We start from the raw sequence: 21,345 nt of genomic DNA on the forward strand, positions 1-21,345 counted from the left end.
GGAGCGGGCCAGCTCGGCAGTAGCGTCTATGGGGGGCGCCCGACCTTCGCGCTCGCCCGTCGGGATAATTCAGACGGTGCATCTCTGACCCTGTACGAGTTGTTGCCCGAGGCGCAGGCTATCGCCCGGCGTGACCGTCTCCAGCGCGGCAATCCCAGACGAGGCCTCGTGAGTGAAGAGTTCAAATCAGTGTTCAGGGAATCTGCGGCTCCGGAGGTCGACAGGTGGGAGTGGGACGACTGGACGGCGGTGAAGGTCACGCGACTGTCTGAAAGTCGCCTCCGTGCTATCCTCCCATTGGTGCGGGAGACACTCCGTGGAGCAGACCGAGACGAGTCTGTTCTCACCGCTGCTGGTTCTGCCGAGGTGTTCCTCCCGGAGACGGTCGGTGTTCGGCTGGCACTGGGGTTCCTCGGTGTGAAGCCCATCCAGCGGGTCGACCGGATGCGGGCGTTCTGTCGTGGTATCGCACGAATGAGTGACGAAGAGTGCTACTACTGGCACGCGAAGTGTCGGTCTCCGTCTTCACCGAACGGCGAGAAGGCACTGCGAACGCTGTTGACGGATCATCTGTAATATGAGTAAGAAGACGACGCTTGGCTCGGAGTTCGAGAATATGAGACAATTGGCAATTGAGGGGGAATTGCCTCTCAAGGCGGTTGGAATCGAGAATCTCAAAGAGGCGAATCCTAAGCACATGCCGCCGCACAGGTACTTGCATCCCTGGTTTGCCCGGAGACCAACACCTGCATCAAGACTGGCGGTGTTGGGATCGATTCTCCCTTCAGACACCTCATCTGACGATCTCCTCCGGCTCATGCAGATTGGACCGAAACAGGGCATCTCATCGAATCTGTCGAAGTACGTAGAACAAAAAAAGTCGACAGAAGCCGAACGCAGCGGAACATTGGGTGAGCATTATGGCTACCCGAGGCCGTTCACTAGTTCACCAACTGACGAAGAACTGAAAAATTTCCATAGTGAACTGAAGGAGTTTTGGGGAGGAGAACTCCCGAACATTCTGGACCCGACAGCGGGAGGAGGAGTTATTCCATTCGAAGCGATTCGTTACGGGCTCCCAACACATGCCAACGAATTAAACCCCGTTCCATCGGTGATCCTGAAGACGCTACTTCAGTATGCTCCAGAAGTCGGGTCTCTAAACGGGGCTGGAAAAAAGTGGGCAGATAAGACAAGAAGCAAGGCCAAAGAGAGACTCTCTGAGTATTACCCGAGCGTTTCAGCCGGTCAATCTATCGACAGTAGTGTCTGTACGTACGTTATTGAGTGTCCGACTTGTGGATCAGATATTCCGCTGGTACCAAAGTGGTGGGTTCGGAATCCGAATGGGAGCGGAACCAGTGTCGTAGCTCGCCCATCACTAAACGAGGCTGGTAAAGTGAGCTACTCGTGTATAATCAATCCCACAGAGGAGGAGCTTGGCGAGTTCGACCCGTCCGACGGAACCGTCTCTCGGGGGGGTGACACCGAATGTATGAGCTGTGGCGTCATCACAGAGAGTGAGGTTGTAAAGAGCAAGATCGCGGATGGAGAGTTCCAACACGACGTATACTGTCTCAAGATACGGAATGATGATGGCACACCAGGGTACCGCGCACCTGCACCAGAAGACCGGCGAGCAATGGAGGATGCTGCCGATCGGGTGGACTCTGATTATGAGCTTGCACAGCTCCTAACTACAGAAATTCCCGAAGGGAACAAAACGAGAGAACCACGGAGCTACGGGATGGAACAATGGAGAGATCTCTTCTCACCCCGCCAGCTCGTCGCACATTATGAATACAGAGCTGCTGTGGAAGAGTTAGAACCGGAAATACGCAATCAACATGACGACCGGACCGCGGAGGCAATTCTCACGCTACTGACCCTCGGAGCAAGCAAGATGATAGAGTATAATTGCCGGCTGGCCTCTTGGCACATGACTTGGGCGTATCCCGACCATGTGTTCAAAGGGAATAATTTCGCTTTCAAGCGGGTTTATGTAGATAACAACATGTCAGTCGGTGAAATGGGCCATGAAATGCACGTTGAGAAGGTCTTGGACTCGTATGAAGAGCTGGTCAGTTATGTTCCAGACGGAGTCGATACAGCAGACGTTTGCCAAGGCGATGCTGCCGACCTACCGTACGATGATGGTGAAATTCAGTCAGTAGTAGTTGACCCCCCATATTATAGCAGTATTATGTACGCGGAGCTATCTGATTTCTTTTACGTTTGGATGAAAGAGTACCTCGAAGGAGTATTCCCGGAGATATTCTCGGGAGAGCTTACCGACAAACAAAATGAGGCGGTTGCTAACCCCGAGCGGTACGATGGAGTAACAGGTACGGGGAGTTCCAAGGCGGAGTTAGCAAAGCAAGAGTACGAATCGAAGATGGCAGACATCTTCTCTGAGCTTTATCGTGTTCTCGATGACGGTGGCGTGATGACAGTGATGTTCACGCATAAAGAGACGGACGCATGGGATACCCTCACAAACTCGTTGATAAAGTCTGGATTCGTTATCACTTCCACTCACCCCATAACCAGCGAAATGCCGCTCAGGGCAGGGATGAGAAATAGTGCGTCTGCCGATAGCACGTTATTACTCGTCGGACGGAAGCCCGAGAAGAATATTCCACCGGAGGAGCGATCGCCGTCTCTCTGGTCTGATGTCGTTACAGATACCCGTAGCGTGGCTAAGGATGCTGCGAGAGATCTTTTAGATTCTACCCTAACTCTCACTAAGACAGACGTCATTATCAGTGCGTTCGGTCCGACACTTCGAGTCTTTGCAAACGCGTACCCCGTGGTCGACGATGAGGACAACGAGGTCCCCCCACGCAGGGCCCTTGAAGAAGCACGTGAAGCCGTTACGCAAGTACTCGTCGACGAGTATCTCGAAGTCGAAGGCATCAACGACCTCGACGACGTCACCGAATGGTACGTCCTCTGCTGGCTTGTCCACGAAGCAGAGACGTTCTCCTATGACGAGGGTCGACAGTTGGGTCTTGGCATCGGTGTCGACATCGACGACATCAAGCGTAGCACGAAGACGTGGCGCAAGAGCCGTGGCGACATCAGCCTCCGAGGACACTCCGGTCGCGTCCAGAACATCAACGAGAAGCCCGAGAATCGATCCAGCCACACTCCGGTGAATCCAGACGACCTCTCGTTCGGTCTTGCGCTGGACAAAGTTCACGCCGCGATGCACGTGTACGACGTTCAGGGCGAGAGTGCCTGCTGCGACTGGCTCCGAGAACGGAACTTCGATTCGGACTCGACGTTCAAAGCGACGCTCAAGGCTCTCCTTCAGGTGCTCCCACACGACCACGAAGACTGGGAACTCGCTCGTGACCTTGCCGTTGGTCGGACTCGTGACGTGCTCGATCTGGATTTCAGTCCCAACGTCTTCGCCGACGACGGTGATGACTCCCAACAGAGCGACTTCGACGACTACTGAGTAACGGTTCTCAGTTTCCAAATCTCGATTAACGTTTGGGTGAGGCTGGACTCGCGAATGGAGGGGTCCCAAACGGTTTACCCTGTATCAGCACAGCGTATGGTATGGCTTTGATAATCTATGATAAGGATGGTGAGGACGCAACCTACTCCATCGATAGCCTATCACAACAGGTTCTAACGTATCTCTCGTTTTATGGGTCCGCTGAACCAGCGACAATAGCCTCGAATCTAAATGTGAGTGAAAACGGGATCCAAACCCGGATCGAATCCCAGATCGGACTTGATGCTGCTAGTCTGATTTCTTTGGAAGAGCAGCAACAGATGAGATTTGACGACGAAGGACTTCGCAGTTCCTACCACCTCCGCTTGACCGAGGCAGGGACCGAGTTCGTATATCGACACCACTCGATCCTAGAAACTCCGACCAGCTTCGAGTCGATAGCACACACGCTCAGTACACTCGAGAGAGACGTCGGAGACATGGACGACCTCCGGATGAAATACCAATATCTCTCCGAACGTGTCGAGGAACTTGAGGACATGGTCGGTGGTCTACGTTTGGAAGCTGCTACCAATGAGACAGACAGGTCTGAGTGAGTCGGACATCAGGCCCTAGATGGAGCAGATCATAAGTCACTCCTCTGGTAATGACCAGCAAGCTAACTGATGCTTGACCTCACTAATCGTCCGTGGAACTCCATCTACGAGAGCCGTCCCTCCAGCTCTCGCCCGTACCTCGTGGAGGAGTTCTACGTCCCTGCCCTCAAGCGAAGCAAGCGGTATGATCGGATTGCTGGCTACTTCTCCAGTAGTGCTCTCGCGGTGGCGTCGCAGGGCATAGACGCACTGTTAGAGCACGGCGGCGAGATGCGGTTGATTGTCGGTACTGAGCTCTATTCAACAGACAGGCCAGTGCTGGAAGCGCTGGCTGAGGAACTTGAAAACTCCTTGCAGGAGCTAGACGAGGAGGAACTGGATGCACGCCTCCAGCTGCTCGCACGACTCCTCCGTGAGGAGCGATTGAAAATCAAGGTCGCCGTCCCGAGAGAGGGGAGTTGGCGAATATTCCACCCAAAGTTGGGAATTTTCCATGACGACGATGACAATGCGCTTTCGTTCGAGGGGAGCGTGAACGAGACGATCGGTGGGTGGAAGAACAACTACGAGCGATTCAAAGTCCACCGGTCGTGGGACAATGGACAGCGAACCTACGTCAAGGGCGACATTGAGACGTTCGACTCGTTCTGGGAGAACCGTCATCCTTTCGTCGAAGTGTACGATCTCCCGACCGCTATCAAAGAAGACCTAATACAGTGGAAGAACCCGGACACCCCAGAGCAGCTCCAAGAGGCCATCCAAATCGCCCGTGGTGAAGCTCCGCTGACCGAGCGTGACCTCGCGAACGTCATCTCAGATGGCCATCTCGCTCCCGGTGGGCTCGCGCTTGCAGAGGAAGCGAGCACGATTACTCCGTGGCCACACCAGCGTGTCGTCTCCGATACCCTCGTCAACACCTATCCAAACAGCTTCCTCCTCTGCGACGAGGTTGGGCTCGGTAAGACCATTGAGGCCGGCCTGACTCTCTCTCGGCTCGGACTGACAGGCGAACTGGAGACTGGGCTCCTCCTCGTCCCAGCCAGTCTAACGGTACAGTGGCAGGAGGAGATGTGGGAGAAGTTCAATCTCAACACCTTCCGATACGAGCGGGGGAGCAACTACGAGTACGTCTTCATCGACGCATTTGGACGAGAACACCCGATTCCAAGCGTTGCCGACCTAGATCTGTCTCCATCTCAACGTGAACAGGCCTGGGTTGAGAGCCCACACTGGCGGTTCCTCCATCAACAGCAGGTCGACGAGAACACGAGCGCCCCGACCCTTGTCATCATGTCGTGGCACACAGCCCGCCTCAGCGATCGGTGGGACGAGGTCGCCCCAGCGGAGGGCAGTACAGTCAGGACCCGTGAGGACGTTCCTGCGAGCTGTCGCGGTCGAGCATCTTCCGGTCGCGAGGGGGTCTGGGACGCCGTCATCGTTGACGAGGCGCACAACGGCCGCAAACCGAGCAGCTTCTACTCGATGATGGAGCGGCTCCGCGACCATACGCAGACGTACTATCTGCTGACTGCAACTCCCATGCAGTTGCATCCTGGCGAACTCTACGACCTGATGTCGCTGCTCGACCTTCCCGGTGGGTGGGGCAATCACGACGAATTCGTCGAATTCTTCGAAACGCGTAGAGCACTCAGCAAATCCCTCGACAAGGAACTGGACGAGACAGATTCGAACGACTCCGACGATTCTTGGTCGGCACAATCGACCCTCACCGACGGGCGGTATCAAGACCGGCTCTCCGAGGACCCGGATTTATCGAACCGAATCATCGACCGCGTCGGTAGTGAGTTAGATATCAAGGACGACGACCAGGCACGGTCCATCGCGAAACAGCGGCTCCTGAATGCGTGTACTCTCGCGAGCGACTACGGTACCCACTACGACGGCTACATCGAGGCGTTCGAAGCAGCCCTCGACGAGCACGATGTCGACCCGTTCGAAGCGAAAGAGGACGAGAAGCTGAAGTACCTCCTCTATCCGGAGTGGAAAGCTGAAGAAGAGTGGTTGACATTCTCTCAGTCTGACCAACTCAAATCGCTCGACGAACTGACGGGGTCGGGGTGGAGGGTCGTCCAAGATGTCCTCTCCGAGTCGACTCCTGTTGACGCTCTCATCCATCGAAATACCCGTGATACGCTCCGGAAGTACGAGCGAGTCGGGCTCCTTGACACGCGAGTCCCGACACGGAATCCTGAGCAGCACAAAATCGAGCTGACTGACGAGACACGCGAGGTGTATGACCGCATCGACGACTACACCAGGAAGTTCTACAAGCTGGCTCAGCAGTCCGACGAGGCCGACTCTCGGGCCATCGGGTTCGTGATGACGACGTACCGACAGCGCTTGACCAGCAGCGTCTACGCGATCTCACAGAGTCTCCAGAATCGAGTGAAGAAGCTCCGTGGGCAGCTCGCTGTCCTCAGGGGAAAACAGCGAGCGAAAGAGCAGATCTACAGTGACACGCAACAGGTGGTGATGGAGACACTCGGAAACTATGACATCGATGACCCTGACGACTTAGACCAATTAGAAGGGGAGTTAGAGGACGCAGATCTAAGCGAAATCATCCCGAGTGTGACCGACGAGGGACTCCACCTACTCGAGCGGGAGATTGATGAACTCGAGTCGTTCGTGGACGTACTCGCCGACATCGAGCAGGACCCGAAGATTGGCCAACTCAAGACCGACCTTGACACACTCGATCGGGAGGGTCACAGTCGGGCGATAATTTTCACACAGTACACAGATACGATGGACTTCATCCGCAAGAGCCTCATATCGATACACGGCGAGACTGTCGCGACATACTCCGGACGTGGTGGGGAAGTCTACGACCAGGAGTCAGGAAGCTGGGTCGAAGTCGGTAAGGAGCGAGTGAAGCGGGAGTTCTCGGACGACGACGGGCACGTCGATATCCTCGTCTGTACGGACTCAGCTAGTGAGGGACTCAATCTACAGGAATGTGGTGCGCTGATTAACTATGACTTGCCGTGGAATCCGATGCGTGTTGAGCAGCGTATCGGGCGAATTGACCGTATCGGTCAGGAGTTCGAAGAGGTCACCATCCTGAACTACAGCTACGAAGATACAGTCGAGACTGATATTTATGAGAGACTGGACGCTCGTATCGGGTTGTTCGAAAACGTAGTCGGAGATATGCAGCCGATACTGTCGAGCGTGAGCCAGCAGATTCGCACAGCAACCCTCGAATCCGATCGTGAGGAGAGCGGGGCCGCTGTTGAACGGGCTGACCGGCAACTCTCGGAGGAGATCGAGTCGCAGAAAGAGAGTGATCGAGTCGAGATAGGGGAATCTTTAGACAGAGTCGAGAACCTAGTCCAACAGGACGTCATCGACGAAGCGAAGCTCGATGCGTGGCAGTCCTACGCTCATCCCGACCTCGTGGATGTTGGGGCGGGGGACTACGAATACACGACTCCATTCGACCCAGCCGGCTTGGAAGCGACTCTACTTCGGAGTGAAGCGCTCGCTGAGGCTGGAGTCAAATTCACGGCAGTGGCCGATTTAGAAGTGGATTCGGGCGATGACTCACCTTTTGAGGGATTCGCATTCGAGGATTCGGCGTACAAGCTGGAGGCAGACGGCGTTGAGATTCCCGAGGAGGATGGGGAACAGACGATTGCAGAAACGATTGCTCCAGAAATGAATGCGGCAGCAGTCACGTTCTCGGCCGAGTGCGCTGATGAGTACCCCTCGATTCGATATCTAGCTCCGGGAAGCCCACTTTTAGCTGCGCTAATTCAGTTGATGCGTAAGGGAAGTCAAGACAAGACCAGACTCACGGAGCACACGAAGGGGCGGCCCGAGAGCCCGGAGCTGCCAGTAGTGTGTGGATGGGGTCGGGACCAGGAGCTATTCACTCTCAGTACAGAGGGTGCGTCGGTGTCAGATACTCCTCTAGATGTTCTCACAACGTGGTGTGAACAGTTCCTCGATAACCGGGACTCGTCGAGCACTCCATCGTAAAGACCCCCATTTCGACTGCTTCGGGTGGAACCGCCGTGCGGATGCGGAGGCGGTTTATTTTCTTCCCCCGGAGGGGGTGGCCTTTAGCCACACTCGCTAAGGGGATATTCCCGGCGGATAGGAACAGTCCCATCGGCGCTAGCGCTGGCACTGGCGTTCCAGGCGAAATACACCACGACAGGATGCTCTACAGGGGAAGGAAGCTGCGATTATTGCCGGTAAGAGGGGTGCGAGATAGTGTTGCCACTATACTGGCGGGGTCAGCCGGGGGGCCCAGCCTCACCGAGGTCGTGCCACACTTTCTGGCGGCAGTCGAGAGCGGACTCGCGCTCGCGGCCGCTGTCGAGACCGACCTCGTAGTCAAGGGACTCGAATCGAGAGCGGTACTCGTCGATGAGCGAACGAGCACGCCAAGTCTCGCCGTTCTCGAGAACGATGTCGGCACCCAAGAACTCACCTAGGGCGCGGCCGACCTGGAGCCATGCATCAGCGATTTCGTTCACAACCTTGGCGCGATGGAGTCTCGATGACGAGCGGAGCTTGCTGGTCGGCGTGCCCAAACGTATCTGAAGGCGACCGTCGTGGGTCTCGCCGAACTGAAGATCGTACCGTGCGGCGACCTGCTGGAGTACCCCGGACTCCTTCGCGAAGACGCGCTCGTCGACGCCGAGCAAACGGGCGACACGGGTAGTGGCACTGCCGACGGTCCGCTCGACGAGGTCGATGATAGCACGGATTTCCTCGGCGGCCTGCTGGCAGGCCCAGCGAACCACCCCGTTCTGGTTCTCGAGGACGCCCTCCATGCGTTCGAGCACGCGATAGACGGTAGAGATGGACACGTCTGCCTCGTTGGCGAGGTCCTCCACGTGCATCTTGTCGCCGCCGTCGGCCATGGCCTGCGTGACGTCCTGGCCGGCACCGGTCATCTCGCGGAAGGCAGCAGCGACCGATGCTTCTCGACGCTTTTTGATGGCCGGCGTGGGGTCAGAGTGCAATTCGACGCAGCGGTCGGTTACGTCGACACTGAAGTGATCGTCAGCGACGAACGATGTCGGCGCGTCGGTCGGGACACCGGCATGTTCGAGGACGTTGATGAGCGTGTTCTCGAGTTCGCCGTGGAGGTCGTCACGATCCCCCCACTGGACTGACGAGCGGTTGAGCTTGATAGTGTTCTCAGCGTTCCTACCTTTCATGAACAGCGCACCAACCTTTGGATGCTCGAGCGGGTCACCGGATTCGGTCGTCCGGACGTACTTCGGGTAGTAGCATTTCAGCTGCTTCCCGCGTTCCTGCCCTGGGAGGAACTCCCGAGCTGTTCGGGCGTTGTAGCGGAACGTGTGACGATATCCGAGACACTCTGTATTGTCGATGTCCCAGATGGCCCGGGCAGACTGCCCACCGGTCAGGAGTCGAGCGAGACGGCCAAAGTACCCGTCCTCGCGAACGAGCTTCTTTGCCATCCCCTTCTCGATCCGATAATAGCGCTCGGAAGTAGTGATGGGCGAGCGACGATCGACGTTTCGCATGGCGAAAAAGCGCTGGCCCCAGTAATTACCCCCTTCAACAGCGAGGCGCTCACACACTTCGTCAAGGAGATGTGGGAAGACATCTGGCTCGACGTTCGACCCATCGGCGGTGACGTCCACTCCCTCGTCGACGTGATCGGGGAGTTCACGAAACAGCCCCGTCCAGGGGCTCTTGAACTTGGAACCGTCGGTGTGTCGCTGGCCACGCCAGCGGGGTTTGATGTGGAACGAGGCCTTCTTCTGGCCTGGACCTCGGCCCTTCAGCCGCCACTCACGCATGGCAGCATCCTCGTCGAGACCGAAATCGGGCCGTGGGGCGAGAGTGCCAGTCTGGAATTTGACATCGAACTCCCAGTGCTCAGTCTCCCCACCGGGCATCGGCAGGTCGTACGCGACCTCGGTAGAGGCCTCGAAGGGTTGGCCCTGTAGCGCGCCAGAGAGAACCCAGTAAGGCGTCAGATCACCAACGTACCATAGGTATGCCTTGAACTCGTGCTGGGCGGAGGCAATGTGCTCGCCCGTCATAGGCGACACCCCGAGATACCAGGGACGAGAGCTGGGATTGCCCGGTTGACCGTGAAGACAAGCAGGCCGTCATTATATCCCGAATCGAGTGCGAGAGGGATCGCACGCGGAGAAAATATCGGAAAGAGGCCCAGATATTGTGCGTTAGTCGCCGCAGTCCTAAGGTGTCCTGTTGACCGAGAAAGCTCACGCTCAGGTCTGTTCGCGGCGGAACGCTCAATACAATTGAGCGACAGATTAGCCACGCCCGACCACCTTTGCGTGGCGTGGCAGTCTGCCGCTGAGGGCCGAAGCCTTGGAACAGTGAACGGCCCTCGCGGTCTGTCTTTGCGTTACACGGGGGACCCCGAACCCGCGAATGTTGATCGACTCAGACAGGACAGTATCGAAGCTACCTCTCCCGGGGGAGGTCTTACCGACATTCGAACCGAGAAGGCGATGCCGCCTCCCGGAAAATATCACGGGAGAAAATATGAGAGAGACGTCTGCACAGCTTGGGATTATGTAGAAATTTTGAGTAGTCCCACCAGGATTCGAACCTGGGTCGTTGCCCCCAGAAGGCAACAGGATTGGCCACTACCCCATGGGACTGGAGCGTCTACCCGCGACCGTCCGCAGGCACTTCCGGATACCCTCCTGAGCGTTATCAATATTCCGGAGTGGGCTCGCGGCCCCGCGGTGCGGATTCCGGGGCCGCCGTTCCCACCGCGCCATCCGGGCGGAGCCGTGACACGAACTTATATAATCGGGACACGCGCACTTCCGATCGAGAATCGTCGAGATGGTTCCGAAGGTCCTGATGCTCGGCTGGGGGTTTCCGCCGAAGATAACCGGAGGTCTCGACACCGCGATCGCCGAGCTGTTCGAAGTGTTCCGCGCCAGGGACGACGTCGAGATCGAGCTGGTGCTCCCAGCGGAGTACGCTCCCGAGGACCGCGAGGGGATCCACGGGATCCCCACGGGGAAGGGTGACATCGTGACGCGGATCGGTCGGCTCGCGGGCGAGTTCGCCGACCGCGCCGAGGACGCCGATATCGTCCACACCCACGACTGGTTCGGCTACAGCCCGGGCTCGCGCGTCCAGCTCGAACACGACGTCGAGTGGATCACCACGTTCCACTCGCTGTCCTCGGACCGGAACGTCAACCCACCCGAGCGGGAGGTCGAGACCGAACAGCGGGTGGCCAATCGCTCCGACCACGTGATCGCGGTGAGCGAGTTCACGCGGGGGAAGATAAAGCGCGAATACGGGGTGGACGCGACGGTAATCTACAACGGCTTCTCGTCGGTCGATCCCACCGGCCGCGACGTGAAGGCCGAGTACGACATCGACGGGAAGATGCTGTTCTTCGTCGGGCGGCACACCGATCAGAAGGGGATATCGCACCTGCTGTACGCCCTCTCGAAGCTCGGGCGCGACGACGTGACGCTCGTCCTGGGGGGGACGGGCCACCTCACCGAGCAGCTGAAGCGGTTCACCGAACTGCTCGGTATCGAGGACCGGGTCGTCTTCGCCGGCTACGTCCCCCAGGAGGAGCTCGGTGACTACTACGCCAGCGCGGACCTGTTCGTCTCCTCCTCCCTGTCGGAGCCGTTCGGAATCACCATCGTCGAGGCGCTCTCGGTGGGGACGCGCGTCGTCGCCTGCGAGAGCGGGGCCGCCGAACTGCTCCCCGAGGACTGCGTCATCGAGGTCGAGCCCGACTCGGACTCCATCGCCGACGGGATCGAGCGCGGCCTCGCGATGAACACCCCCCTCGAGTACGAGGTCCGGACCTGGGAGCAGGTCGGCCAGGAGCACGTCGAGTTCTACGAGCGGGTGCTAGACGAGTCGGAGCCGGACCCGGAGTAAGCCGGGGAGCGCCGCCGGGTCGTCCCGAGTACCGACCGAATCAGCGGAGGAACCGCACGTCGGTCACGGGCTCGGGGTGGACGATGCGGTAGCCGTCGGCGGTCGGCTCCAGGCCGGTCACCTGGGGTGACCCGGAGCTCCGGTAGGGGGTGTCGCCGACGCCGCTCCCGGGGTCGTAGGGGCTCTCGTAGGGGGTCTGACGGCCGCCCCCGCTCTCCGCCGACCGTTCGAAGTCCTCCGGGGGGAGGTAGATGTGTTCGCCCGAGGCCGACCGGACGATGACGGCGGTGTCGCGGTCGCCGGCGACCCGGATCTCCGTCCGCCCATCGGCGATGCTCATGTCGAAGTCGACCGTCTCGGGACCGCCGCCGGCGTCCGCCGACTCGCTCATACCGGTGAGGGGGACCTGCGTCACTTAGCTATTTCCCGCGAGGCCGACGCCCGCCGGGACGGTCGGGGCGTCCGGGGAACGCCGATCGGCGAGGAGAGGAGTCGATGACTGCGGCCCGTTCGCGGGCGTGGATGGCCTCAACACTACTATAGGTGGTGGATCGTACGGTGGGGTATGCGGTTGCGAACTGCGCTCAACGACTACAAGCGCGACCGTGCCGACGGCCGGCGGTATCCGGGCGAACGGCGGACGGTCGACGGGGCCTTCTCGGGCTACGGGGACCGCCTCGTCCACGTCGACCCGTCGGGGGGTATCAGGGACTTCTCCTCTCCGCTCTCCGGGCTCTACGGGATCGATCGCTCGCGCCTGGGTATCAGGGCGAGGTCGCGGACCCACTGGTTCGACGAACTCGACACCATCCGCCAGCACTACTACCGCGACACCAACCTCGTCGAGACGGAGTACGACGTGGGCGAGTTCACCGTCCACCAGTACGATCTCACGCTCGGGCGGGCGCACGTCACGCACGTCGAACTCCGTGGCGAGGTGCCCGCACGGGCGAGCCTCGTGGCGTTCCTCACGCTCGCACCCGAGGGACGGGACGCGCGCGTCGGCCGGCTCGTCCACGAGGACGGCGGGCCGGCGGGGAGCAAGGCCGTCGAGGTGTTCCACCGCCACGAACACGACTACGTGACGGCCTCGACCGGACTCGAACGCGTCGAGGGGCAGGTCCCCGAGCGGTTCGAGGAGATCCTCGACGAGGGCCCCGTCGAGTTCCCCCGCGACGTGGCGGTCAACCGCTACGAGGACACCCACCTCTCGGGCGACGTGCTGGTGACCGCGCCGCTGGAGCGGACCGGGCGGGCCGCCCGGACGACGCTCGTCAGCCAGCTATCCGATCACGGGGAGATAACCCGCGAGACCGCGCTCGCCGACCTGCGGGACTGTGCGACCTCCTACCGGACCGCCGACGATCTGCGAGGGGCCGCCCGGGAGTGGACCGGCGTGGACGTCCCGGAGTCGGCACCCCGGTCGGCGCTGATCGAGGCTGACCGCCGCGTGCTCGGCCTGCTCCAGGCCCCGAGCGGGGTTCGGATCGCCGCCCCGGAGTTCGACCCGTTCAACGTCGGCTCGGGGGGGTACGGCTACACCTGGGTGGGCGAGGACGCGACGGTCGCGGGGAGCCTGCTCGCGGCGTCGGACCGCCTCGGCCTCGACGTCGACCGCGAGCTCGTCGAGGCCGCCCGGTTCTACTGCGAGGCCCAGCTCGACGACGGTACCTGGCCCCACCGCGTCTGGGCCGCCGACGGGTCGCTCGCGCCGGGGTGGGCGAACGCGACCGTCGAGAACGCCGATTCCGGCGAGTACCGCGCGGACCTGACCGCCCGGACGGTGACGTTCCTGGCGACACTGCTCCGCAGGAGACGGGGAGACCTCCCGGACGACCTCGCGGACGAGGTGCGTGCGACGGTCGAGGCCGCCGTCCGTGCGATGGACGACTCGCTCGACGACGGCGGCCTCCCGGACCCGTGTCTGAACGCCTGGGAGGACACGCTGGGTCAGTTCACCCACACGGCGGCGACGTACCTGCGGGCGTACTCGGCGGTCGCCAGGGCACCCCTCTCCGAGGCGGTGGGTACGCGAGCCCGCGAGAGCGCGGAACGGGTCTACGACGGGCTCGATCGGCTCTGGGACGAGGAGTTCGGCTTCTACGCCCTCCGGCTCGACGAGGGGGTGCGCGACTCGCGGCTCGACGCCTCGACGTTCGCCCTCGTCGACGCGTTCAGGGAGTTCGCCTCGCTGGAGGGGCGGAGCCTCACGGAGACCGACCTCGACCGGCTGGCCGACCACGCCGGGACGCTCCTCAACGGCCTCTACCGGAACCCGAGGGCGAGCCCGGTCGCGGGGCTCGCCCGCTACGAACAGGACCGGTGGCGCGCGGAGGGGATCGACCAGGCGGCCGAGAAGGTCTGGTCGCTCTCGACCGCGATGGGCGCGCTCGGCGCGGCGCGGCTGGGCGAACTGCTCGAGGGCTACGGGCGGAGCGGCGAGGCGTTCTTCGAGCGCGGGCGGAACCTCTATCAGCTCCTCTCGTCGGACGGGCCGTTCTGCACGGACGCGGGCTACCTCGCGGCGGGGGTCTTCGACGACGGCACGCTCGACGGAGCGACGCCGCTCGGGCTGACGCACGCCCTCAGACTCCGGACGACGGCCCTGCTCGCCGAACACGACGCGCTCCCGACGGTCACGACGCCGACCGGCCCCGAGGAGCGACTCCGCTGGACCACCGGCGAGAAGTTCGGCGTGGGCACCGTCGCCGACCACGGGACCGGCGATCCCTCGCGCGTCTGGTTCACCCTCACCGAGGGAGCGCTGACCGAGCTCCGATTTCCTCGCGTTGACCTGATGAACCTCCGGACGCTCGACTTCCTCGTCAGGTGTCCCGAGGAGGAGTACCTCGTCCGGACACACGCGGAGATGGAGCACGGGCGGAGCGGCGGGTCGGTCGACCGCCGGGTCGAGCCGGCGGCCGACGACGCGCTCCTGTTCAGACACGTCGTCACCGAGACCGACGACGGCCACGGCCACGAGTGGACCCTCGAGGTCGAGTACGCCGCCGACCCAGCCCACGACGCCGTCGTCGCGGACGTCTCGTTCGAGGCCCACGACGGCAAGACCTACGAGGTGTTCGCGGTCGCCGACACCGCGCCCCGCAACGCCGGCGAACGCGACCGCGGGCTCCGCCTCGGCGAACCCGGCGAACACCACCTCGTCGCCCGTGACGCGAGTGCGTACACCGGCGAGCCCGTGGCCCCGCTGCTCGTCGACGAGGACGGCGAGGGCTACTCGGTCGCCGTCGCGCTGGCCGCCACCGAGCGGTTCGACTGGGCGACCGTCGGCGTCGCGGGCGGCGACCACCTCGCCGAGGTGTTCTCCGAGGGGCCGCTCCCCGATCCACGGGGTCGCGTCGACGGCGACCACGTCGTCCTCGTCGGCCGGCTCGGGATCGGCTCTCACCTAGAGAGTCAGGTCGCGCTCGGGCTCGCGGGAGCGGGCAACACGGCCGCCGCGCTCGGCGAGGCCCAGGGGGCGCTGGCGCGGGGGTACGACCCCGTGCGAGAGGGTTACCGGGAGAGCTGGCGGGCGTTCCTCGCCGACCGGCCGATCCCGTCGTCGGTCGCCGACGACCCCGACCTGGCGAACCAGTACCGGACGGCACTGATGAGCCTGCGGGCGATGGAGGACAAGACGTTTCGTGGAGCCTCGGTCGCCTCCCCTTCCGTCCCGTGGGGCGAGACGGTCACCGACGAGGTCGGGGTCGGCTGTGGCTACAACTTCGTCTGGTCGCGCGACCTCTACCACGCCTTCACGGTCGCGGACGCCGTCGGCGACGTCGAGACGGCCGCGAACCAGCTCGAGTTCGTCTACGCGCACCAGCAGGGCGAGAACGGGTTCGTCCCGCAGAACACCTACGTCAACGGCCACACCAGGTGGGGCGGCGAACAGATGGACAACGTCTCGCTACCGCAGGTGATGGCCTACCGGCTCTTCGAGCGCGGGGTCGGCTTCGAGGAGGTCGGTTACGACTACGAGAACGTCCGTCGGTCGGCCGACTACGTCGTGCGCAACGGCCCCGAGACCACCCAGGAGCGCTGGGAGGAGGAGTCGGGCTACTCCCCGTCCAGTATCGCCGCGGAGATCGCGGGGCTCGCCTGCGCGGCGAGGCTCGCCATCGAAGTTGGAGAGGAGGCCGACGCGCTCGTCTGGCTCGCCCTGGCCGATCACTGGACGAACGAGGTCGAGGACTGGACGGCCACCGAGACGGGGACCGAGCGGCACGATCGGGTACCGTACTACGTCCGGGTGACCCGCGATGGGGACCCCGACGCGGGGCGGGAGCGGACGCTCGCCAACGGCGGGCCGACGCTCGACGAACGCAACGTCATCGACGCGGGGTTCCTCGAACTGGTCCGGTTGGGTATCAAGTCGCCGGACGACCCGGTGATGCGGAACTCGCTGGCCGAGGTCGACGAGACCCTCAGGATCGACCTCCCGCAGGGACCGGCGTTCTACCGCTACAACGGCGACGGCTACGGCGAGCGCGAGCGCGGCGATCAGGGCGGGCCGTGGACCACCCGGGAGTTCGGGAAGGGCCGACTGTGGCCGCTACTCACCGGCGAACGCGGGGAGTACGAGCTCCTGAACGACGCCGGGGCGGAAGAGGAGGAGGAGGCCCTCACATCGCGGGCGCTCCTCCGGACGATGCAACGGCTCGCCAACTCCGGGCGGATGCTCGCCGAACAGGTCTGGGACCGCGAGTACGGCACCGACTACGGCTGGCGGCTTGGCGAGGGGACGGGCGCGGCGACGCCGCTCGCGTGGGCGATGGCCCAGTACGTCCGCCTGGCCCACGGTATCGACGCGGGCGAGCCCGTCGGGAGACCCGCGTTCGTCCGCGAGCGCTACCTCGAACGGCGAGTCCACGAGCGCGAGCGAAGCCCCGCCCTCCGGGTCGACACCCGGTTCCGCGGCGACCACATCGTCTTCTCCGGCGAGACGACGGGTGCGCTGGTGGCGATGAAGACGCCGACGGACACCGCGGTCGTCGAGCCCGAGGACGGCGAGTTCGAGTGCGACCTGGAGATGGTCTACGGCGAGAACACGGTCGTCGTGGCCGCCGCCTCCGAGCGCGACCTCGAACGGGCGAGCACGACCGTCAGGCGGTTCACGCTCTGAGCGCGCCGACGGGCCGCCGCCGCTCCGGCGACGTTCACCCCTCGCCGCCGTCGTCGTCCAGCCGGACGACCCGGTCGGCCCACGCTCGAAGCGTCCCGAGGACCTCGCGTTCGTGCCGCGAGACGGGGTCGTCCGTCCCGAGTTCGTCGCTCTCGAACGCGTTCAGCACCGCCGCCTCCGTCCGGTCGCAGTAGTCGGTGAGCCACTCGGGGGGGCCGCGCTCGTGCTGGAACGGGATGGTGGCGTCGTTGACGAACACGGCCCGGGGTCGGTCGGGGAGGTTATCGACGATCGCCCGGGCCCGATCCGCGTTCTCCCCCGCCAGCCGGACCGACTCGGCCTCGGTTTCGCCCTCCGCGCGCGGAGCGTGGGTGTCGAGGACGCTCGCCCGGACGCCCTCTGGGAGCGGTCCGAACCGCGTGAGCCGACCACCCAGGACACGACCGTCCCGCTCGAACTCGGGGGCGAAGTCGAGGACGACGACGCCCTCGGCACCCCGCGAACCGACCCAGGCATCGAGCGCGCGAGCGGTCAGCCGGGTCTTCCCGACGTTCGACGGCCCCACGACGAGCGTCGTCCCCGAGAGCGGGAACGGGAGGTCGGCGCGCTCGTCGGTCATGCCGTCGCCCCGCCCCCGACGGTCTGGCGGACGTACCTCCCGGCCAGGGCGACGGTGGCGAGACCGAGGCCGAGGGCGAAGACGGCGACGAACGTCGGAAGCGGGTCGCCGAGGTCCGGGAGCGCCCGCGTCCGGACGAAGTTGCCGGCGAGGACCGTCGTGACGAGGAGGAGGGCGATCCCGCCGAGGTTGGCGAGCGTCGAGTTGGGCTCCGGAACCGCGTCGCCGTTGAGGAGGTAGAGGACGACCGCGATGGCGAACGGCGTCCCGACGAGGCCGAACGCGAGGACCAGTACCAGGAGAGGGAAGAACGACCCGCCGAGGAACGCCCCCAGGCCCGAGAGCAGCGCCACGGCCACGAGCAGTCCGCGATACCGTGCGTCGGAGACGTCCGTCCCCCAGCCCAGCCTGTCCGCGAGGAGGTAGGGCGGCACGACCGTGTTACCGCCGAGCGTCGAGACTGCGGCACCCCAGAGCCCGAGGAGGAAGAGCCACTTCGCGTTCTGCCCGACGAGCGGGCCGAGCGCCTGTGCGGCCGCGACCGCGGTGAGGTCGCCCGCCGCCACGTCCGGGGAGTGGAGCACTCCCGCCGCGACGAGGAAGATCGCGAGGCTGTAGATCCCGAAGGCGACGAGCATCGACGCGCCCACGTCGAACGTCGCCAGCCCGTACTCCCGGCTCGTCCACTCCCTCGCGCGCATGTTGTACGAGTGCATCGTGATCAGCGTGATGTGGACCGCACCACCGAGGATACCCGCGGCGACGAGCGCGCCGTCCACGCCTGCGGGGACCCGGGGGACGAGCCCCGTCGCGGCGCTCGCCGGATCGACCGGCACGACGAACAGCGAGGCGAGGAAGGCGAGGACGACGCCGCTCACGAGGAGTTTCGCCAGGAGTTCGACGAACCGGTAGCCCCGACCGGCCAGTCCGAGCGCGAGGACGACCGCCCAGGCGACCCCCCAGACCCGGGCGTCGACACCCGTGACCGCGGCGCTCACGTCCGCGAGGCCCTTCATGATCACGAGCTGGGCGAGCCCCGCCGCGAGCACCGCGTCGACCACGAGGATCCACGCCCAGCCCCCGCCGAGGTGTCGCTCGACGACCGAGACGATGCCCGCCTCGGTGAGCAGTCCGAGCCGCATCGCGAGGTACTGGGCGGTCGCCCCGAGGACCGCCGAGAGGAGGACGACCCACAGAAGCGCGTAGCCGAACGTCGCGCCCGCGGTGACGACGCTCGCCATCGTCGCCGGCCCGGCCGCGACGGCCCCGGCGACCCACGAGGGGCCCATCTCCGAGAGGTACTCCCCCCACGTTCCGTCGGTCACGGCCCGCAGATCGTGTCGCCGGGTGTCCGCGTTCATCCCTCTCGGCTATCGAACCGCCGGTGAAAAGTCTTGCCACCCAGTGGTACCACTTGATTATCACCGGGAGACCCGTCCCGGCTCACACCGACCACCCCTCCTCCCGCCACGCGGCGTCCCAGAACCGGTACTCGTAGCGTGCCGAGGTCAGGAGCAGGTCGCGGTACCGCTCGCGCTCCCGGGTGGTGGCCTCGGCCGCCACCTCGTCCATCAGGTCCTTGCACCAGTCCGTGAGTTCGGTGAACTCCTCGCCGGCGTACATCTCGATCCACTCGGCGTACCGCTCGTCGTCGGGCTTCCCGGCGGCGGCGAGACGCTTGCCCGTCTCGTTGAACCCCCACATGCACGGGAGGAGCGCGGCCACGGTGTCCCCGAACCCGCCGAGCGCCGCGGTCCGGACGAGGAAGTCCGTGTACGCCCGCGTGGTCGGGGAGGGCTCCGTGGCTTCGAGCTCCGCCTCGTCGATGCCGAACTCCGTGGCGTACGAGTGGTGGAGCTCCATCTCGACGTTCACCGTCGACTCCAGCAGTTCGGCGAACGTCCCCATCCGTTCGAGCGTCGGTGCCTTCGCCGCGCCGAGGGCGAACACCCGGGAGTACTCGACCAGGTAGACGTAGTCCTGGCGGACCCAGTAGCGAAACGGCGACTCGTCGAGCGTCCCCGCGCCCAGTTCGCGGACCATCGGGTGATCGAGGATCGCCGTCCAGACCTCCTCTGCGTCCGCGCGGATCTCGTCGGTGAAGGCCATGGACAGGGTGGGACGAGCGTCCGGTAAAGTGTTATGACCCCGTGGTATAACGGAATGATAATGACGCGAGCACCAGCGCCCGACAGCCGTCCCGTCGCGCTCACCGTCGCGGGCAGCGACTCGGGGGGCGGCGCGGGTGTACAGGCCGACCTGAAGACGATGGAGGCGATGGGAGTCTTCGGGACGAGTGCCGTCACGGCCGTCACCGCACAGAACACGTGCGGGGTCGAGTCGACCCACGTCCTCCCGGTCGAGGAGGTGACCGCACAGATCGAGGCCGTCCGCTCGGACTTCGACGTGAGCGCGGTGAAGACGGGGATGCTCGCGACCGAACCGATCGTGTCGGCGGTGGCCGACCGCGCCGCCGAACTCGACGTCCCGCTGGTGGTCGACCCGGTGATGGTCGCGACGACGGGCGATCGACTGCTCGACCCCGGCGCGGAGGACGCCTACGAGGACCTGCTCGGGTCGGCGGCACTGGCGACGCCCAACGCCGACGAGGCCGGGGTCCTCACGGGCGTCGAGGTCACCGACCGGGCGAGCGCGGTCGAGGCCGGCGAGGCACTGGTCGACCTGGGGACCGATGCCGCGCTCGTCAAGGGCGGGCACGTCCCCGGCGACGTCGTCCGGGACGTCCTCGTCACGAGTGCGGGCGTCGAGACGTTCGAGCACCCCCGCGTCGACACCGACGCCACCCACGGTTCGGGCTGTACGCTGGCGAGCGCGGTCGCCGCCCGGATCGCGCACGGTGACTCGCTCGCCGACGCCGTCGACGCCGGCGTCTCGCTCCTCGCCCGCGCGGTCCGCTACCACCTCGACGTCGGCGAAGGTCCCGGGACCGTCCACCACCTGGCGGCGCTCCGCGATCGCGCGGCACGGCAACCGACGGCCGAAGCCGTCGAGGGGGTCGTCCGGCGGTTCGTCGACGCCGACGTCTCGCCGGTCGTCCCGGAGGTCGGGATGAACGTCGTCGGGGCGACCCCCTATGCCGAGACACCCGGAGAGACCGCCGCGGTCGAGGGTCGCATCACCCGGACGCTGTCGGGCGTCCAGCCCAATCGGGGAGTGCGTTTCGGGGCGTCGAGCCACGTCGCACGGTTCCTGCTCTCGGCCCGCGAACTCGACCCCTCGCTCCGGTTCGCGGTCAACTGTCGCTTCGACGAGCGGGTCGAGGCGGCGCTCTCGGAACTCGACGATCCGGCGGTCGAACTCGATCGGAGCGAGGAGCCCCGCCCTGACGCCGAGGGGAGCACGATGGGCTGGGTCGCCCGGCGTGCGTTCGAGGAGACGGAGGGGACCCCGGCGGCCGTCTACGACCGCGGCGACGTCGGCAAGGAGGCCATCACGCGCGTCCTCGCGCCCGACGCGGGGACGGCCGTCTCGCGGGTGCTCGCGCTCTCCGAGGCCGTCGGGGGGGAGTGAGCCGGCGCGAGCCCGGGGGAGGCTCAGAGGAGGGGTTCCGTCGGTCGGGACAGCAACCCCCACGACCGGACGCTCCCCGGTGAGACCCGACCCGGAT

General features: G+C 63.9%; 12 protein-coding genes and 1 tRNA gene. 7 read left to right on the plus strand and 6 right to left on the minus strand.

Annotated features, from left to right (window positions below):
* Positions 1–168 precede the first annotated feature (168 nt).
* From WDJ58_RS03845 to WDJ58_RS03860, 4 genes are all read left to right on the plus strand, one after another.
* Positions 169–576, plus strand: a complete 408-nt coding sequence (locus WDJ58_RS03845; protein WP_338916306.1) for a DUF7680 family protein — start codon at positions 169–171, stop codon at positions 574–576.
* Between the two features lies 1 nt (position 577).
* Positions 578–3,463, plus strand: a complete 2,886-nt coding sequence (locus tag WDJ58_RS03850) for a DUF1156 domain-containing protein (protein WP_338916307.1) — start codon at positions 578–580, stop codon at positions 3,461–3,463.
* A 104-nt stretch (positions 3,464–3,567) separates the two neighbouring features.
* Complete coding sequence (locus tag WDJ58_RS03855) at positions 3,568–4,062, plus strand: hypothetical protein (RefSeq protein WP_338916308.1); 495 nt, start codon at positions 3,568–3,570, stop codon at positions 4,060–4,062.
* Positions 4,063–4,203: 141 nt separating this feature from the next.
* A complete protein-coding gene (locus tag WDJ58_RS03860; protein ID WP_338916309.1) occupies positions 4,204–8,067 on the plus strand; it encodes a helicase-related protein in 3,864 nt (1,287 codons plus the stop codon).
* 260 nt (positions 8,068–8,327) lie between these two features.
* Here WDJ58_RS03860 and WDJ58_RS03865 read toward each other — a convergent pair whose 3' ends face one another.
* Both WDJ58_RS03865 and WDJ58_RS03870 read right to left on the minus strand, forming a co-directional pair.
* Positions 8,328–10,118, minus strand: coding sequence for a hypothetical protein (locus tag WDJ58_RS03865; RefSeq protein WP_338916310.1), 1,791 nt, complete (start codon positions 10,116–10,118; stop codon positions 8,328–8,330).
* 518 nt (positions 10,119–10,636) lie between these two features.
* A tRNA-Gln gene (locus WDJ58_RS03870) sits at positions 10,637–10,709 on the minus strand.
* A gap of 190 nt (positions 10,710–10,899) precedes the next feature.
* On the opposite strand from WDJ58_RS03870, the gene WDJ58_RS03875 reads away from it, so the two are divergent.
* Entirely contained in the window at positions 10,900–11,970 is a 1,071-nt protein-coding gene (locus WDJ58_RS03875; RefSeq protein ID WP_338916311.1) for a glycosyltransferase family 4 protein, read from the plus strand.
* Positions 11,971–12,010: 40 nt separating this feature from the next.
* Here the strand turns inward: WDJ58_RS03875 and WDJ58_RS03880 are convergent, their stop codons facing one another.
* Positions 12,011–12,361 carry a DUF7510 family protein gene (locus WDJ58_RS03880; protein ID WP_338916312.1) on the minus strand — a complete coding sequence of 117 codons (351 nt, stop codon included), beginning with the start codon at positions 12,359–12,361 and terminating at the stop codon, positions 12,011–12,013.
* Between the two features lie 174 nt (positions 12,362–12,535).
* Between WDJ58_RS03880 and WDJ58_RS03885 the strand changes: the two genes are divergently transcribed.
* A complete protein-coding gene (locus WDJ58_RS03885) occupies positions 12,536–17,098 on the plus strand; it encodes a glycoside hydrolase family 15 protein (RefSeq protein WP_338916313.1) in 4,563 nt (1,520 codons plus the stop codon).
* Between the two features lie 34 nt (positions 17,099–17,132).
* On the opposite strand, the gene WDJ58_RS03890 is transcribed toward WDJ58_RS03885, so the two are convergent.
* From WDJ58_RS03890 to tenA, 3 genes are all read right to left on the minus strand, one after another.
* Complete coding sequence (locus WDJ58_RS03890) at positions 17,133–17,717, minus strand: hypothetical protein (protein WP_338916314.1); 585 nt, start codon at positions 17,715–17,717, stop codon at positions 17,133–17,135.
* The gene (locus WDJ58_RS03895) at positions 17,714–19,006 is read right to left on the minus strand and encodes a divalent metal cation transporter (RefSeq protein ID WP_380661558.1); all 1,293 of its coding nucleotides are present in this window, start codon (positions 19,004–19,006) and stop codon (positions 17,714–17,716) included. Before WDJ58_RS03895 ends, WDJ58_RS03890 begins: the two co-directional genes overlap by 4 nt.
* Before the next feature lie 154 nt (positions 19,007–19,160).
* On the minus strand, positions 19,161–19,826 hold the full coding sequence (gene tenA / locus WDJ58_RS03900; RefSeq protein WP_338916316.1) for a thiaminase II: 666 nt from the start codon (positions 19,824–19,826) through the stop codon (positions 19,161–19,163).
* A gap of 60 nt (positions 19,827–19,886) precedes the next feature.
* On the opposite strand from tenA, the gene thiD reads away from it, so the two are divergent.
* Complete coding sequence (thiD, locus tag WDJ58_RS03905; protein WP_338916317.1) at positions 19,887–21,248, plus strand: bifunctional hydroxymethylpyrimidine kinase/phosphomethylpyrimidine kinase; 1,362 nt, start codon at positions 19,887–19,889, stop codon at positions 21,246–21,248.
* Positions 21,249–21,345 lie beyond the last annotated feature (97 nt).

The organism is Salinirubellus litoreus (genome assembly GCF_037335815.1).
Classification (GTDB): Archaea; Halobacteriota; Halobacteria; order Halobacteriales; family Haloarculaceae; genus Salinirubellus; species Salinirubellus litoreus.